The organism is Bacillus sp. WMMC1349 (assembly GCF_013155385.1).
Classification (GTDB): Bacteria; Bacillota; Bacilli; order Bacillales; family Bacillaceae; genus Bacillus.
In genome coordinates this window covers 2,410,584-2,427,099 of record NZ_JABJUQ010000007.1, presented here as the reverse complement: position 1 = coordinate 2,427,099, position 16,516 = coordinate 2,410,584, and the positions used below count along the sequence as shown (strand labels likewise).

The 16,516-nt window shown below is 39.3% G+C and carries 18 protein-coding genes; 16 read left to right on the top strand and 2 right to left on the bottom strand.

Annotation, left to right across the window (positions count from 1 at the left end):
• Positions 1-200: 200 nt before the first annotated feature.
• From HOO54_RS14780 to HOO54_RS14750, 7 genes are all read left to right on the top strand, one after another.
• The gene (locus tag HOO54_RS14780; RefSeq protein WP_253907799.1) at positions 201-803 is read left to right on the top strand and encodes an O-methyltransferase; all 603 of its coding nucleotides are present in this window, start codon (positions 201-203) and stop codon (positions 801-803) included.
• Complete coding sequence (locus HOO54_RS14775) at positions 790-1,719, top strand: peptidase U32 family protein (RefSeq protein ID WP_172296573.1); 930 nt, start codon at positions 790-792, stop codon at positions 1,717-1,719. The genes HOO54_RS14780 and HOO54_RS14775 overlap by 14 nt, the downstream gene beginning before the upstream one ends.
• A gap of 14 nt (positions 1,720-1,733) precedes the next feature.
• Complete coding sequence (locus HOO54_RS14770; RefSeq protein WP_172296571.1) at positions 1,734-3,002, top strand: peptidase U32 family protein; 1,269 nt, start codon at positions 1,734-1,736, stop codon at positions 3,000-3,002.
• A gap of 6 nt (positions 3,003-3,008) precedes the next feature.
• Entirely contained in the window at positions 3,009-3,644 is a 636-nt protein-coding gene (gene udk / locus HOO54_RS14765) for a uridine kinase (protein ID WP_172296569.1), read from the top strand.
• A gap of 236 nt (positions 3,645-3,880) precedes the next feature.
• Positions 3,881-4,357: a transcription elongation factor GreA gene (gene greA, locus HOO54_RS14760; RefSeq protein WP_172296567.1), complete on the top strand. Its 477-nt coding sequence runs from the start codon at positions 3,881-3,883 to the stop codon at positions 4,355-4,357.
• A 53-nt stretch (positions 4,358-4,410) separates the two neighbouring features.
• Positions 4,411-6,165, top strand: coding sequence for a peptidoglycan D,D-transpeptidase FtsI family protein (locus HOO54_RS14755; RefSeq protein ID WP_172296565.1), 1,755 nt, complete (start codon positions 4,411-4,413; stop codon positions 6,163-6,165).
• A 64-nt stretch (positions 6,166-6,229) separates the two neighbouring features.
• On the top strand, positions 6,230-6,943 hold the full coding sequence (locus tag HOO54_RS14750) for a YrrS family protein (protein ID WP_172296563.1): 714 nt from the start codon (positions 6,230-6,232) through the stop codon (positions 6,941-6,943).
• A gap of 37 nt (positions 6,944-6,980) precedes the next feature.
• On the opposite strand, the gene HOO54_RS14745 is transcribed toward HOO54_RS14750, so the two are convergent.
• Positions 6,981-7,181: a DUF2536 family protein gene (locus tag HOO54_RS14745; protein ID WP_172296561.1), complete on the bottom strand. Its 201-nt coding sequence runs from the start codon at positions 7,179-7,181 to the stop codon at positions 6,981-6,983.
• A gap of 177 nt (positions 7,182-7,358) precedes the next feature.
• Here HOO54_RS14745 and HOO54_RS14740 point away from each other — a divergent pair, with 177 nt between their 5' ends.
• The 7 genes from HOO54_RS14740 to HOO54_RS14710 all read left to right on the top strand — a co-directional run bounded on the left by HOO54_RS14740 (position 7,359) and on the right by HOO54_RS14710 (position 11,976).
• A complete protein-coding gene (locus HOO54_RS14740; RefSeq protein WP_172296559.1) occupies positions 7,359-8,006 on the top strand; it encodes a class I SAM-dependent methyltransferase in 648 nt (215 codons plus the stop codon).
• Positions 8,007-8,020: 14 nt separating this feature from the next.
• Positions 8,021-8,719: a 5'-methylthioadenosine/S-adenosylhomocysteine nucleosidase gene (gene mtnN / locus HOO54_RS14735; RefSeq protein WP_172296557.1), complete on the top strand. Its 699-nt coding sequence runs from the start codon at positions 8,021-8,023 to the stop codon at positions 8,717-8,719.
• A 42-nt stretch (positions 8,720-8,761) separates the two neighbouring features.
• Positions 8,762-9,685 (top strand): PLP-dependent cysteine synthase family protein, encoded by a 924-nt coding sequence (locus tag HOO54_RS14730; RefSeq protein ID WP_172296555.1) that lies wholly within the window; start codon positions 8,762-8,764, stop codon positions 9,683-9,685.
• 1 nt (position 9,686) lies between these two features.
• A complete protein-coding gene (locus tag HOO54_RS14725) occupies positions 9,687-10,829 on the top strand; it encodes a bifunctional cystathionine gamma-lyase/homocysteine desulfhydrase (protein ID WP_172296553.1) in 1,143 nt (380 codons plus the stop codon).
• An 82-nt stretch (positions 10,830-10,911) separates the two neighbouring features.
• Complete coding sequence (locus tag HOO54_RS14720) at positions 10,912-11,145, top strand: YrhC family protein (RefSeq protein WP_172296551.1); 234 nt, start codon at positions 10,912-10,914, stop codon at positions 11,143-11,145.
• Between the two features lie 376 nt (positions 11,146-11,521).
• The gene (locus tag HOO54_RS14715) at positions 11,522-11,671 is read left to right on the top strand and encodes a YrzI family small protein (protein ID WP_172296549.1); all 150 of its coding nucleotides are present in this window, start codon (positions 11,522-11,524) and stop codon (positions 11,669-11,671) included.
• A 161-nt stretch (positions 11,672-11,832) separates the two neighbouring features.
• Positions 11,833-11,976 (top strand): hypothetical protein, encoded by a 144-nt coding sequence (locus tag HOO54_RS14710; RefSeq protein ID WP_172296547.1) that lies wholly within the window; start codon positions 11,833-11,835, stop codon positions 11,974-11,976.
• Between the two features lie 193 nt (positions 11,977-12,169).
• Here HOO54_RS14710 and HOO54_RS14705 read toward each other — a convergent pair whose 3' ends face one another.
• The gene (locus HOO54_RS14705; protein ID WP_172296545.1) at positions 12,170-12,319 is read right to left on the bottom strand and encodes a YjcZ family sporulation protein; all 150 of its coding nucleotides are present in this window, start codon (positions 12,317-12,319) and stop codon (positions 12,170-12,172) included.
• A gap of 304 nt (positions 12,320-12,623) precedes the next feature.
• On the opposite strand from HOO54_RS14705, the gene HOO54_RS14700 reads away from it, so the two are divergent.
• Complete coding sequence (locus tag HOO54_RS14700; protein WP_172296543.1) at positions 12,624-15,704, top strand: S8 family peptidase; 3,081 nt, start codon at positions 12,624-12,626, stop codon at positions 15,702-15,704.
• Positions 15,705-15,898: 194 nt separating this feature from the next.
• Positions 15,899-16,474 carry a TetR/AcrR family transcriptional regulator gene (locus HOO54_RS14695; RefSeq protein WP_172296541.1) on the top strand — a complete coding sequence of 192 codons (576 nt, stop codon included), beginning with the start codon at positions 15,899-15,901 and terminating at the stop codon, positions 16,472-16,474.
• Positions 16,475-16,516: the final 42 nt, after the last annotated feature.

The following is a 16,516-nucleotide window of genomic DNA, read 5'->3' as shown; positions in this document are numbered from 1 at the left end:
TTGTTAGCATATTTAAACGTTTTGTGGTAGAATATATCGGGTTGTTTATTGAGGAAAAGACATTCACTGCTTTAGGTAGTTCTAAAACATCTGACCTAAAGCTCTTTTTATGAAAGGGAGGCCATCTGCCCGTGAAAATCGAATATCAAGAGCTGACCGGCTATTTGGAACAACTCATAAAGCCGCGGCCGGCAGAAGTGATGAAACTTGAGGCTTATGCGAAAGAGCACAATGTACCGATTATGGAACCGGCAGGCATTGAAGTATTGCTGCAGCTATTATCACTAAAAAGTCCGAAAAAAATTCTTGAGATTGGTACGGCGATTGGATATTCAGCCATTAGAATGGCACTAAAACTCCCGCAAACGGAAATTTTCACAATCGAGCGTGATCAAGAGAGATACCAGGAAGCGATCAAAAATATTCAGGCATTTCAGCTGGAAGACAGAATTCATGTGTTTTTTGGAGATGCACTCAGCGATTCCGCTGCCGTTCAATCGATGGCTCCATATGATGCACTGTTTATTGATGCTGCAAAAGGACAGTATCAGAAATTTTTCAATTTATATGAGCAGATGCTGTCAGAAGATGCGATTATTTTTACTGATAATGTTTTGTTCAAAGGGCTTGTCCCGGGAGATCATAGTCAAATTGAAAACAAACGAATTAAAAAGCTTGTTGAGAAAATAGATCTTTTTAATCATTGGCTAATGGAACATCCCGATTATGAAACAACGATCTTACCGATCGGAGATGGCTTAGCCGTTAGTAAAAAAGAGGTGAACAAATATGAAAAAGCCTGAACTGCTTGTGACACCGACAGCTGTTCGTGATATCAAACCTTTGGCCGAAGCCGGGGCTGACGCTTTTATCATCGGTGAACAAAAATATGGCTTACGCTTAGCGGGTGAATTTTCTAGAAATGATGTAAAAGAGGCAATTCATTTGGCCCATAAAATGGGTGTAAAAGTCTATGTTGCAATGAATGCCATTTTTCATAATGATAAAGTTTCGGAATTAAATGATTATCTGTCTTTCTTGGAGGAAGCAGGTGCTGATGCAGTTGTATTCGGTGATCCAGCCGTTTTAATGGCTGCAAGGGAATCAGCACCAAACATGAAACTCCACTGGAACACTGAAACAACAGCAACCAACCACCATTCCTGCAATTACTGGGGAAGAAAAGGTGCAAAACGTGCAGTATTAGCAAGGGAACTCAATATGGACAGCATCATTGACATTAAAGCTAATGCTGAAGTTGAAATTGAAATTCATGTGCATGGCATGACATGTATGTTTCAGTCAAAACGGTCATTGATCGGAAACTATTTTGAATATCAAGGGAAAGCTATGGATATAGAAGGCAAGAAAAAAGAAACAGGCATGTATCTCCATGATAAAGAACGCGGCAATAAATATCCGATTTTCGAAGATGAAAACGGCACCCACATTATGAGTCCGAATGATGTATGTATCATTGATGAGCTTGAGGAATTAATTGATGCCGGAATCGATTCGTTTAAAATAGACGGCATATTGAAATCTGTAGACTATTTAACGAAAGTTACAGCAATGTATCGTGAAGCCATCGACCTATACATCTCAAACAGAGATGCATATGAAGAGAAAAAAGACGAATGGATTGAGCAGATCGAAAGCTTGCAACCCGTTAACCGCAATCTTGATACCGGGTTCTTTTTCAAAGAAACAGTATATTAAAAGGAGGGATAACCATGTCTGCAGTTCAAGATAAAATTTCCAACATTGTGAATGGGAAACGCGTCATTACAAAAAAGCCTGAACTACTTGCTCCAGCAGGCAATTTAGAAAAGTTGAAAATTGCCGTTCATTATGGTGCAGACGCTGTGTTTATCGGCGGACGTGAATATGGACTCCGTTCAAATGCAGATAATTTTTCAATCGAAGAAATGGCTGAAGGTGTTGAATTTGCAAAACAGTATGGCGCTAGAATTTATGTCACAACAAATATTTTCGCACATCAAGAAAACATCGATGGTCTTGAGGACTATTTGAAAGATTTACAAGGCGCGGGCATTTCAGGGATTATCGTTGCTGACCCGCTGATCATTGAAACATGTCGGAGAGTCGCACCAAAGTTAGAGGTTCACTTAAGCACCCAGCAATCCCTTTCAAACTGGAAGGCTGTCCAGTTCTGGAAAGAGGAAGGCTTAGAGCGTGTCGTACTGGCACGGGAAACAAGTGCACTTGAAATTAGAGAAATGAAAGAAAAAGTAGATATTGAAATTGAAACTTTTATTCATGGTGCTATGTGTATTGCCTACTCAGGACGCTGTGTACTAAGCAACCATATGACAGCTAGAGACTCAAACCGCGGCGGATGCTGTCAATCATGCCGTTGGGATTATGATTTATATCAAGAGGAAGGCGAAAAATCGCTTCCGCTTTATGAAGAGGAAGACGCTCCGTTTGCGATGAGTCCTAAAGATTTGAAACTGATTGAATCAATTCCGCAAATGATTGAAATGGGAATTGACAGCCTGAAAATCGAAGGACGAATGAAATCGATTCACTACATTGCAACAGTTGTTAGTGTGTACAGAAAAGTAATTGACAGCTACTGTGCAGATCCTGAAGGATTTGTGATTAAAGAAGAGTGGCTGAAAGAACTTGATAAATGTGCAAACAGAGACACAGCACCGGCTTTCTTTGAAGGAACACCTGGCTATGAAGAGCAGATGTTCGGCATTCACGGCAAAAAAACAACGTACGATTTTGTTGGACTTGTTCTTGATTATGATGAAGAAACGAAAATGGTGACACTCCAACAGCGGAATTTCTTTAAAACTGGAGACGAAGTTGAATTTTTCGGTCCGGAAATCGAGAATTACACAAGTAAAATTGAAACGATATGGGACGAAGAAGGCAATGTAATCGATGCAGCCCGCCATCCCCTGCAAATCGTCAAATTTAAAATGAACCAAAAGATTTATCCGAGCAACATGATGAGAAAGGGGCAATAACTGGCAATGGGGAAGAAACCGATAGTCATTGGTATAGCGGGAGGTTCAGGCTCTGGTAAGACGAGTGTCACAAGAGCCATATATGAACAGTTTAAAGGTCACTCGATTTTAATGCTTGAACAAGATTTATATTATAAAGATCAAAGTCATCTGCCATTTGAAGAAAGACTGAATACAAACTATGATCACCCGCTTGCATTTGATAATGACTTTTTGATTGAGCATTTAAAAGAATTGCTGGAATATCGCCCGATTGAAAAGCCGATTTATGATTATAAATTGCATACTCGTTCAGAAGAAGTCGTGCATGTTGAGCCGAAAGATGTTATTATCTTGGAAGGAATCCTTGTGCTTGAGGATGAGAGGCTTCGCGAGTTAATGGACATCAAACTTTACGTCGACACGGACGCAGACCTTCGCATCATCAGAAGGATGCTCAGGGATATTAAAGAAAGAGGCCGTTCAATTGAATCTGTTATCGAACAATACATTTCTGTCGTTCGGCCGATGCATAACCAATTTGTTGAACCGACAAAACGTTATGCTGATATTATTATTCCGGAAGGTGGCCAAAATCGGGTTGCCATCGACTTGATGGTCACAAAAATACAAACAATTCTTGAACAAAATGCGATTTTATAATAACATAGCATAGACAAACACAACTCTGACCATATTATGTATAGAAATTGAAGGGATCTCGTGCGCCCTTCTTTAACTGTATATGCACGATTTATCGGAACCCTTCCATCCGGTACACAATTCTTTACAAATATGGGGGAGAAGAAGGGGACATAGGTTGTCCTCATTCTTGTATATTTCAGTCTATACTCTTCACATACAAGTGATGAGGGACCAACTAGAAGGAGTGAAGGAACATGGCACAAGAGAAAGTTTTTCCGATGACAGAAAAAGGGAAACAAAAACTTGAAGAAGAACTAGAGTATTTGAAAACGGTTAAACGTAAAGAGGTAGTTGAACGAATCAAAGTCGCAAGAAGTTTCGGCGATCTTTCCGAAAACTCTGAGTATGATTCAGCAAAAGAAGAGCAGGCCTTTGTTGAAGGGCGTATCACAACACTTGATAATATGATTCGTAACGCAAAGATCATTGAAGATGATGGAGAGAACTCAAACATCGTTACACTTGGTAAAACCGTTACTTTTACAGAACTTCCTGATGGAGAGGAAGAATCCTACACGATTGTAGGGAGTGCAGAGGCAGATCCTTTTGAAGGGAAAATTTCCAACGATTCTCCGATTGCCAAAAGCCTTCTCGGTAAACAGGCTGGAGATAAAGTGACTGTTCAGACGCCTGGTGGAGATTTGCTTGTAAAAATTGTGAAAATTTCATAAAATCCGTTTAGTAACGAAAACCCTCGTCCACAATGTGGATGAGGTGTTTTTATATGAAATTGCGAAAGCGAATGATATGGATATCGATTTTGATCACGTCCGCACTTTTTCTTTTACTTGTCAGACTTGCTGAAATTCAATTGTTTTTCACGGAGTCATTTTCTAAATGGAATGTCAACTTAATTCAGGAAAGTGTTAAACAGCGTACAGAAGAGGTTCAAATATCTGATGGGCGAGGTGCTTTTCTAGATCGTAACGGAAAGCCCCTAACGATTAGCCAAAAACCTGCAATTGTACTATTTCCTTTTTTGAAAAAGCAACCATGGCCGATTAAGGATGCTGCCGATATTTTAAATATGTCAGAAGTGGAGATCAACCATAAATTAGAACAAGCAAAAAAACCGATCATCCTTACCAAAAATGAAAAAGGCTCAATATCGAAGATGATGCTTGAAAAAATTAATAAATTGAAATATCCCGGAATATATGGCGTATACATAGAAAAAACCAAAAAAAGCAGATTGGCTTCCCATACGATTGGGATGACAAACCAAGACCCGCAACTCCTTCGCAACAAGTATCCGCACAAAAAAGATTTATCGATCTCAACGAAAATTGGCACCTTTGGTTTGGAACGGACATTTGACGAATTATTACTTCCTGAACAAGACACAAAACTGTTGTATCATGTTGATGGATTGGGTAACCCTTTGTTTGGCATGGACGTCAAATATACTGCAGATGCAAATCCATTTTATCCATTACAAATTAAAACAACATTAGATAAGGAAATGCAAAAGTCGCTGGAACAAACTTTGGATGACCATCATTTAAAAAAGGGAGGGGCGATTCTTCTTGATATCGAAAAAAGCAGTCTGCTTGGGATAGCTAGTAAACCTGATTTAAACATGGCATCGCAAAAAACGAGACAAAACTACATGTTGACCCCAATGTATCCAGGTTCTGTTTTTAAAACTGTCATTGCTGCAGCAACGATCGAAACAGGATTAGATCATCCTTCAAAAACGTTCAACTGCAATTTGAATCTTTACGGCAAACCTGGAGAAGACAAAGGGAAACTGAATTTGGAAGAAGGTTTTGCCCAAAGCTGCAATTATACATTTACAAGCCTAGCACAGCAGTTAATGAAAAAAAAAGACTCTATTATTGAGGATACCTCTCGTAAACTCGGACTAACTGAGCAAGTCGGCTGGGAAGGGTCTCTTTTTCATCAAGATGACTTTAAGCAACTTTATCATGAAGGAACAGGGGCAATCTGGGGTGATCAACATGATAAGAAAGTGAAGAAAGCGATTGCGCAAACCGCCATTGGACAAAAAAATGTTAAGCTAACGCCTTTAGAAATTGCCAATATGATGGCAACCATTGCAAGAGGTGGTGAGAAAAAACAAGTTAAAGTCGCTGATCAGATCGAATATAAAAATGGTACATTGATGACCTCATTTAAAGATCAAGACTTGTCTGGAGACACAATCGATCATTATACAGCACAAAGGCTGCAAAAACTACTTAGAAAAGTTGTGACATCTCGTAAAGGGACAGGCAGACGTTTCCGTGACTTACCTTTTGATGTATCTGGGAAATCAGGAACAGCGGAAACAGGTAAGCTCACAGAAGATAAAAAAAGGCTTTACCATAAGTGGTTTGCTGGTTATTTTCCGGCTGACAAACCAAAATATGCACTTGTAGTTGTTGATATGGACACACCAGAGGGCAAGGCTGCGACAAACGCTATATTTTATGATATTGTTAAAATAGTATATAAAATTGAAAAGAACAAGACATAGAAGAATGCCTCAGGTGATGGTAAAATAAAAAGTGAGGCGTAAGGGAAAAAGGAGTGCAAAGAATTTGAGCAAAACTAGGGAATCTCGATTTGAAAATCGTGATAAGCGCAGAAAAGCGAATCTTGTGCTTAACATTTTAATAGGTGTTGTATTGGTTTTAATTGTCGTCATTGCCACCAACCTGTTGATGAACAGCCCGAAAGAGCAAGCGCAACAGGAAGACGGTTCCAAAAACGATACGAAACAAACAACAGAAGCACCTGCTTCAGATAAGAAAAATCAAACATCTGATGAAGATGTAAAAGACAAAGAAAAAACGGATTCCAACGATAAAGAAAAAAATGACTCTGCTTCAGATGAGAAAGAAAAAAGTGATTCAGATTCAAAAAAAGATAAAGAGACAGCCTCAGATGATGAAAAAGACAAAGCAAAAGATCCGTTTGAAGGAGCAAAAATAACAGAAGGAGGCTCTAGCCCTAACGTTGAAAAAACGATTATTAATCCAGATTGGAAGCCGATTGGTACAAAACAGAGTGGGGCACATACTGCAACATATGATTCATCATCCCAAGACTGGGCGGAAATGTTAGAAGCAATCTCATATGCAACAGGCGTTTCCAAAGACAATATGACAGTGCTTTGGGTTGGAAATAATGGTACTCCTCAAGATGCAAAAGGAACGATTCAAGCGACTGACAGCGGCGAGAAATATCAGGTAGCCATTACATGGGTTGATGGTAAAGGGTGGAAACCAACAAAGGTTGAAAAGTTGAAATGATAAAAAAGCGGCGGTTTACGAACCGGCCGCTTTTTAACTATTCAGCTTTAAAATGAACGACTGCACTGTACAAAACATGGCTATCCATCACTGCTGTTTGGTGAGAAACCGAATGGACCTTTAGTAAAAGTGCTTGGTTATTTTCAATCTGTTGATTCACTTTCTTTTCAAGCTCTTCCAAAGTCAGTGCTTCAAAAAACTCGATTTTATCTTTGATTAGGTCTAGTTCAAACGGCATCATCTCATCCTCCAATACTTCAAGTCAATCCTTATTAAAGCAAAGAAGTTTGTCTCTGACAAGAAGTAAACACATTTTACTACCAAAATAAAAGTCCGATATGTTATGATAAGAACTAATTCATGATTAAATTCATACTATACTTATAGGTATTATAAAGATTGGAGAGTGAAACCAGTGGGAAGAGAGTTCATTCCATTATTTGAAAATTGGGCAGAATCCTATGATGATACAGTGGCAGGCCATGATATTCAATATCGAGAGGTATTCCGCAACTATGAAAAGATTCTGAGTGATGTTGTCAAACATTCGGGCTCTAAGGTTCTCGAATTTGGTGTCGGAACTGGAAATTTGACAGCAAAATTAGCCGCTGCTGAAAAACAAGTATTAGGGATTGAACCATCAAAAACAATGAGGGAAATTGCCAAACAAAAGCTACCTGAACATGTAGTTATTACAGATGGTGATTTCATTGATTTTCCATCACTTTCGTTTTCTCCTGATACAATTGTCAGCTCATATGCTTTTCACCATTTGACAAATCAAGAAAAACGAGAAGCGATAAGGCGATATAGAAATATCCTTAACGAGCATGGTAAAATAGTGTTTGCTGATACTGTCTTCAGCGATCACAAAGCCTTCATAGCTGCCATCGAAAATGCGAAAAAGAATGGCTTTTATCAACTGGCAGAAGATCTTGAAACAGAACATTATCCAACGATTTCTGAAATGGAAGCGATTTTCACTTCAGAACATTTCAGGACCACCTTTCAACAATATAATGATTTTGTCTGGGTAATGGAAGCAGTAAAAATGAAAACTTGAAGGGATGTTAACATATGAAGATTGCCATTATCGGAGCAATGGAAGAAGAAGTGACAATTCTACGAAGCCAATTAAAACAATCAAAAACAGAAGTGATTGCAAACTGTGAATTTACAAGCGGAAGCTATGAAGAAAAAGAGATTGTCTTATTGAAATCAGGCATTGGTAAAGTAAATGCTGCCATGAGTACAACGATTTTACTTGACCGCTTTAAACCGGATTATGTCATCAATACTGGATCAGCCGGAGGATTTCATCAGGCATTAAATGTCGGTGATATTGTGATTTCCACTGAAGTTCGCCACCACGATGTTGATGTGACAGCTTTTGATTATGAATATGGACAGGTCCCTCAATTACCAGCCGCTTTTCAGGCTGACAGCCAATTAATCAAAATAGCTGAGGAAGAAGCTAGAGAGCTTTCGCATATTCAAATTGTGAAAGGAACGATTGCTACTGGTGACTCCTTTATGAGTGATCCAGAACGGGTAGCATTCATCCGCAGTAAATTTGAAAATCTGTATGCTGTTGAAATGGAAGCAGCAGCTGTCGCACAAGTTTGCCATCAATTCACTGTTCCGTTTGTTGTGATTAGAGCACTTTCAGATATTGCTGGAAAAGAGTCGGAAGTGTCGTTTGATCAATTCCTGGAACAGGCTGCAAAACATTCAACAGAACTTGTACTTCGGATGGTAAAAAAAATCAATGAATAGAGAGGGAGCTCTTCCCTTTCTTTTGAAAAGGAGGAGAAAACGTTGAATGTCATCACAGATGTCACACAATTAATAGGGCAAACACCACTTTTACAACTGTTGCATTTTCAAACGCCTCAAGGTGTTAATGTCTATGCAAAACTTGAAATGATGAATCCGGGCGGGAGCATTAAAGATCGGTTGGGAGACATGTTGATTACAGATGCACTCACTTCTGGAAAGTTAACACCAGGCGGTACTGTAATTGAAGCTACGGCTGGTAATACAGGAATCGGCTTAGCGTTAACTGCCAGAAAGTACGGTCTCCACTCGATTTTTTGTGTTCCTGAACATTTTAGTATGGAAAAACAAGCGATCATGAAAGCACTAGGTGCGGAAATTGTTCATACACCAAGAAGTGAAGGGATGAAAGGGGCGATCGCAAAGGCACTTGAACTTGAGAAACAGATTGACAATTCCCATTGTTTTTTGCAGTTTAAAAACCAAGTAAATCCATTGGCTTACTATAAAACGCTTGCTCCTGAAATTTGGAATGATCTTGATGGCAAGGTTGATATATTTGTTGCGGGTGCCGGATCAGGTGGTACATTTGCCGGGACTGCACGGTTTTTAAAAGAAAAAAGATCGTCCATTAAAACGGTGATTGTTGAACCGGAGGGTTCAATATTAAACGGAGGAGAGCCGCATGGGCATAAAACCGAAGGGATCGGAATGGAATTCATACCTGAATATATGGATCAAAGCCATTTTGATGAGATTTATACCGTTTCCGATCAAGATGCTTTCCGTCTTGTGAAAGAGGCAGCGGAAAAAGAGGGGCTTCTGATTGGAAGTTCATCAGGTGCCGCTTTATTTGCCGCATTAAAAGAAGCTGAACATGCGACAGAAGGCACAAATATTGTGACGATATTTCCTGATAGTAGTGACCGTTATGTAAGCAAAAAAATATATGAAGGAGGCATTTAGTATGAAACAAAAAACGAAAATGATTCACGGTGGAATCACAGGTGATGAAATAACCGGTGCTGTCTCAGTTCCCATTTATCAGGTCAGCACCTATAAACAACCGCGAGCAGGGATGCACACAGGATATGAATATTCAAGAACAGGAAACCCAACAAGAGCGGCACTGGAATCTTTAATCGCCGAGCTTGAAGGGGGAGCGGCAGGTTATGCGTTTAGTTCCGGAATGGCTGCGATAAGTGCGGTCATGATGCTATTTAACCATGGTGATCATATCATTTTAACAGATGACGTATATGGTGGAACATATCGAGTCATGGCGAAAGTCTTTAACCGCATGGGCATTGAAACAACATTTTGCGACACAAGCAGTATCGATCATATTGAAAATGCGATCAAACCAAACACAAAAGCCATTTACATTGAGACACCAACAAATCCGCTTTTAAAAATTACAGATTTGCAAAAAGTCTCTGAAATAACCAAAAACCATCGGCTCTTCTTCATTGTTGATAATACGTTTAATACACCATATTTTCAAAACCCGATTTCATTTGGTGCTGACATCGTTCTTCACAGTGCAACTAAATATTTGGGGGGACACAGTGATGTCGTTGGCGGACTAGTCGTGACTGCTACTAAAGAATTAGGGGAACAGCTTCATTTTATTCAAAACTCTACAGGAGGCATTCTCGGACCTCAGGACGCATGGCTGCTTATGAGAGGCATGAAAACATTAGCCTTAAGAATGGAAGCTCATGAGCACAATGCTCGGAAAATCGGCCGATATTTAGAAAGTCATAAAGCTGTGCAAAAGGTGTATGATCCAGGTTCTCCGTCCCATTCCGGTCACAACGTTGCCAAACGACAAAGCAGAGGATTTGGTGGAATGCTTTCATTTGACATCGGGAAGGAACAACATGTCGACCTTGTTTTAGAAAGACTAAAACTGTTTACGATCGCCGAAAGTTTAGGCGCTGTTGAAAGTTTGATCTCGGTGCCTGCACGAATGACTCATGCATCAATTCCGCAAGATCGTCGTCTTGAGCTGGGCATTACTGATGGCTTGATTCGCGTTTCCGTTGGGATTGAAGATATTGATGATCTCTTAGAAGACTTAGAACAAGGATTAGCTCCGCTTGCTTGATTACCTGAATTTACATGTCCTGCAAACTGTTATGCTATGTTATTCTAAATCATATCTTATATGAATCTAAACAGGTGATCATATGCATAAGAAAAAAGTAAAAGCCTTGATGGAAGATTACAAGCAGTTTGCCTTTACACTACTCAGTGTCAGTACTTTTTTGTATATCGGCACCATCATCCCTAATCAAGGGCTAACATTATTCCAACAATCGGTGATGATGTTTGCGACATGCAGTTTTTTAGCGGGTGCTTTCTTTTGTGTTAAGCGTTCACTCAAATATAAAAGACAATTAGATGAAATGGAAGAATCATAAACAGAGAGTCTTAAGACTTTCTGTATTTTTTTATGTCCATTTTTTGAAAAAAAGGTTTACAAATAGGAAGTTGATGGATATACTTACAAAGTAATCAAAAAAGTAAGGAGGTTGATGAACATGAAATCGGAATTAACTACATACACTAGACCTTGTGAATATATGTTTCATTCAACCTGTGGGAGAGATTGTGCCCTTCCTTAACCATTGCTTTTTACAAAATACGTTAGGAAGTTAGAACAATACGCTTTCCTTCTCGCAAGATAAAGACATCGTTTTGTTTTTGTCTGGCGGTTTTTGTTTGCACCCGCAGGTTTGTCAAATGATCTGCGGGTTGTTTTATGTTTTGTAGCAAACTTTAAAGGAGGTGAGTGATATGACGATTAATTTATTCTTCTTAACACTGACGATTCAAAAAAAATTTAAAAGTCCAGAAGAGTATGAACGAGAACATCAGATCGAACAGCTGTACAATGAAATGAAAGATCGGCAGTTAAAGTATCTTTATTTGAATAGCCAACGCTAATCAAAACGAGAATGAAAGGAGAGATTGCTATGATGTATAGAAGGGAACTGCTGGCACATTATACACAGGAGAAAGATCAAGTTTAGCTATTTCTTTAAGTAGGTCCATCCTTCAATGATCTGCATATGAATATTAAAAACATAAGAGAGGGATGCAGATTCATGATGAAAGATCACAGAATGTCTTTTATCGGTCATGGTTATTCATCTATGCCACATTCTTTTAAGCATGGTTATGGTAATCCATATCGCCGACGAAGAATTGAAAGAACTCGACGAGCCGGTTTTTGGTTGCCTTATCGGTAATCCAGCAGGTAGGGGGAATTCTTCCTGACCGCTTTCTACGAAAAAGGAACAGAAAACGTCGTTCTCTGTTCCTTTTCGGATTAGATGCGAGCAAGTCCTCAGCAAAGTGCTGTTAAAGACAAGATTTAGTCTCTACGGAAAAAGAGAAATCAATCTCATTATGCGCAAGCAATGACAGGGTAAGATCTCCTAATTAGTACGCCCAGCATGCGCCTACAATGATCAAGAGAATGAAAAGAACGACGATGAGCGCGAATCCACCGCCATAGCCAACTCCGCCGCCATAACCGTATCCGCCGCCATAACCGCAGCAGCGACCTGGATATCCAAAACCGAAGCCCATAAAAATAGCACCACCTTTTTAAAGTTAAATTTCCATACATCCTATGCATTTATAAGAAAAATTGATAGGGCGGATAGATCACTTCGCGAAAAAAGATCCTCCAGTTTGCCGCGCCCTGCCCATTCACTTTCTGTTATACATACACAAGACATAGGTACAAATGACCGTCTGGCACTATGAATTCTAACACCTCTATTAGTACATAGGTTGGCTTTTAACAGAAAACTATTCCAATAAGTTGATAATCATGGTTTAATATTAGCAAAGTGAATATGTTTAACTAAATTTGGCGGAGGTGTGCCATATGGAAAAAAGAAAGGTTTGCGTTTTCTTTGTTTTCATGCTCATGTTTACACTTGTATTTGGACAGTTTCCTGCTGTAAAGACCATGGCGGCAGAAAACCAATCATCTTTCAAAGAAACGACATTAACTAACAGTTCATCAGTGAATACAGTATTTAAAAATCAAGAAAAAGAACATTGGTATAAAATAGAGCCTCAACAAAAGGAAATCGCAAATTACACACACTTTCGCATCAAACTCCAATCAGAAAAAGAGCTGACCATCTCGATTTATTCCAGCTTAGAGAATGCTATTAAAGGTCATACATTTGCTCGGTATATCGGTTATTCCTATCCAAAGATTCCCGCAGTCATCGACTTTCCAATCGCTTGGAAAGGTCCCTACTATATCAAGATCGAAAATAATCAAGAAGAAACTTTACAACATCAAGACATCCCTTACACCATCAATTATCAAGGTGTCACCCTTTCCCCATTAGACCAACAGAAAGAAGAATTAAGCACACCAGAAAAGACAAGCTACAAACATTTGAGCATGATTAGAGATCATCTGTTTGAAAAAACCGATAAAGGAAAAAAATGGTCTTCTTTATATGATAAAGCTGCTCCCTTCATAGGTTCAAAAATGCTGTCTAAACAATCAATTCAGAATACGGTGTCTAGCGATTTAGTTCAATTGAAATCGCTGTTTGCCGATATCGCAAAAAACGGACAGGCGAGTCAATATACGATAACAAAAGAGGACCAAAAAGCGATCTATCGCCTTCACAAAACAGTACGTGATGCCGTTCCTGAAGCACTCAAAAAACAAATGGATCAAATCATAAAAGATATTAAAATTGAAGATTTGGCAGGCAGTAAAGTGTCAACAGTACTAGAAAAAGCAGGTCTTACAAATTCAAGTTTAAAAATCGCAACAAAAAATCGCTATATTGTGAAATTAAAAGATCACAAAAGATTGCGTTCTTTCAAAGCGAAAGTGAAATCTTTCGGGGCTGGCACTGTCGACTCCGTCTCAAAAAATAAAATGTTTCAAAATATGTATGTGGTGGAAATGGATCAACACCATACAAACGGCTATCACGCAGCCGCTACTGGTAAAATATCGAGGTTGCCTGAGGTGGAATTTATCGAACCAGTTCAGCAGTATCATGCGTTATCAGCTGATGTTCAGTATCCTTATCAATGGTCACTTAAAAACAGCAGCAAGCATGTAGATATTCAATTTGAAAAACTTCAGAAACTTCTGGTCAACAAACCGCTTCAAAATACAGTGATTGCTGTTGTTGACACAGGTGTTGACCATACACTTCAAGATTTAAGTGCCAGTGTTGAACAAGAATCCGGATTTAATTATATTAGCCGTAATGGGGATGCAATGGATGATAACGGACATGGCACACATGTTTCCGGGATTATCGCAGCAGCTGCTGATAATCATTATTCAATGGCTGGAATTAATCCGCATGCGAAAATTCTCCCAGTGAAAGTTTTGGATCGTTCAGGGGAGGGAGATACTGAAAAAATTGCCTATGGGATTATCTATGCTGTCGATCACGGGGCAAAAGTCATTAATCTAAGCCTTGGCGGACCGTACAGCAGGGTGATTGAATATGCTTTGAAATACGCACAAAGCAAAAATGTGACGGTGATTGCTGCAAGTGGAAATGAGGGCGCTTCAGAACTCTCCTATCCCGCATCTTCAAAATATACGATTTCAGTTGGAGCAACCAATCAACTAGCCCTTGTCTCAGACTATTCCAACTATGGTAAAGGGCTTGACCTGGTCGCGCCGGGAAGTGATATTCCGAGCCTTGTTCCTGATGGCAATGTCACTTATATGAGTGGAACATCGATGGCAGCACCGCACGTATCTGCTGTCGCTGGGCTTCTCATTTCACAAAATCCGTCATTAAAACCGAACCAGGTGGCAAAGTTTTTGAAGGAAACAACTGCTGATGTCACATTTAATGAAGAGGATAATCCTTATCGTGATGACATTGATTTTGATGGAGAACCTGACGTGCAAGTACCTGGATATCATATCATTTCTGGCTGGGGTAAGCTCAATGCATTTTATGCGTTTAGTGTCTTTGAACTCAACTTGAAAGTCAACCCTGTGTTAAATCGCCATTCAGCCGTTACGGGTACAGCTAAAAGCGGTTCAACTGTGAAAGTAGTCAGCGGAAATAAAACATTAGGTGTGGGTAAAGCAGGGAACTCTGGAACATTTAAAGTGAACATCCCGGTACAGCAAACAAATCAAGTTCTCCATGTGCTGGCTTCAGGCGGTCAGGCGGAAGCTTCAGTCAGAGTCATTGTTGAAAAAGCACCACAAAAACCAACGGTAAAACGCGTCACCAACAAAGATATTGATGTGACAGGGAAAACGTTACCTGGTTATACAGTTCAGGTGAAGGATCAATCCAAAAAAATCATTGCGACCGGAAAAGCTGATTCTTCAGGTATTTTTAAAGTAAAAGTCAAGAAACAAACAGAATATACGGTTTTATATGTGTCTGCTTCTGCAGATACTTACAGGGAAAGCGGCGATGTCAAAGTCATAGTGGCTGACGCTATTCCGCCAAGTACACCAAAAATTCATTCAGTCACTGATAAAAGCAAGGTCATCACAGGTAAAACGGAAGCCAATGCGTTAGTTATCGCAAAAGTGAAAGGGAAAACGATTGGTACTGGCAAAGCAAATGGCAAAGGTGAATTTCGTCTGAAAGTCAGCAAACAAAAAGCAGGAACAACAATCACTGTGACAGCAAAAGATAAAGCCGGAAATATTAGCAAAGCGACGAAAACGACCGTAAAAGACAAAACACCGCCTACTGCACCAAAGGTTAATAGCGTGACAAATAAAAGCACCACTGTAAAAGGAAAAGCTGAAGCAAATGCCAATATAAGGATCAAAGTTGGCAAAAAAACAATTGGCACTGGCAGAGTGAATAAAAAAGGCCAATATGTTGTAAAAATTAAAAAGCAAAAGCCAAAAACGATTTTGACAGTTATCGCAATTGACAAAGCTGGAAATGCGAGCAAAGCGAGCCAAGTCAAGGTCAAAAAAGCAAAATAGGTTTAGCAGAGGGAGCTGTGTTAAAGCAGCTCTTTTTTTGATGGCTGATTTAAATATGCAAAAATACCTATGGACCACATAATATAAACTTCCTGATTTTACTTTTTTGCTTTGTTAAAAAAGGTTTTTTTGAGTGGCTGTCAAATGTAACAAGCGGAATGAACGTTCATTCCGTTCGAAGGAGGTTACTTTTAATGGAACCAGAAAGCAAATATGACAGAATCATTGATGCTTCACTCGCCCTGTTCGCAGAGCGCGGTTTTGATGCAACAACGATTCCGATGATCGCGGAGAAGGCAAATGTCGGGACCGGGACGATTTACCGTTATTTTGACAGCAAAGAAGATCTTGTCAATGTGTTATTTCAACAAAGTGTCAAGCGCTTTATGAAAAAATTGAAAAAAGGGTATCCGGCATATTCAGGATGTGTTTACGAGCAATTTCAGCACATTTTTCGCAGTCTGTTCAAGTTTTCTCAAGAAAATGTTGATGCGCTCTATTTTTTAGAAATTGATAAGACTGCGCACTATTTAACAGAAAAAAGCCGCGAAGTTCTTAATGAACTATTGGATTTTATCTATTTATTTTTTGAAAAAGGAAAACGGGCAAACATGATTCGTTCACTGCCTTCCGATATTTTGAGTGCGATTGTTTTCGGTATCTTTGTGAATATTCAAAAGCTAGTAAGAGCTGGGGAAATCCAAATACCCTGTGAATTAATTGAAAAAATTGAAGACAGTTCTTGGAATGCGATTAAGTGTCATGGATGACATGGTAATTTTTAAAAGAAAGGATGATGTGAAGTGAATCAA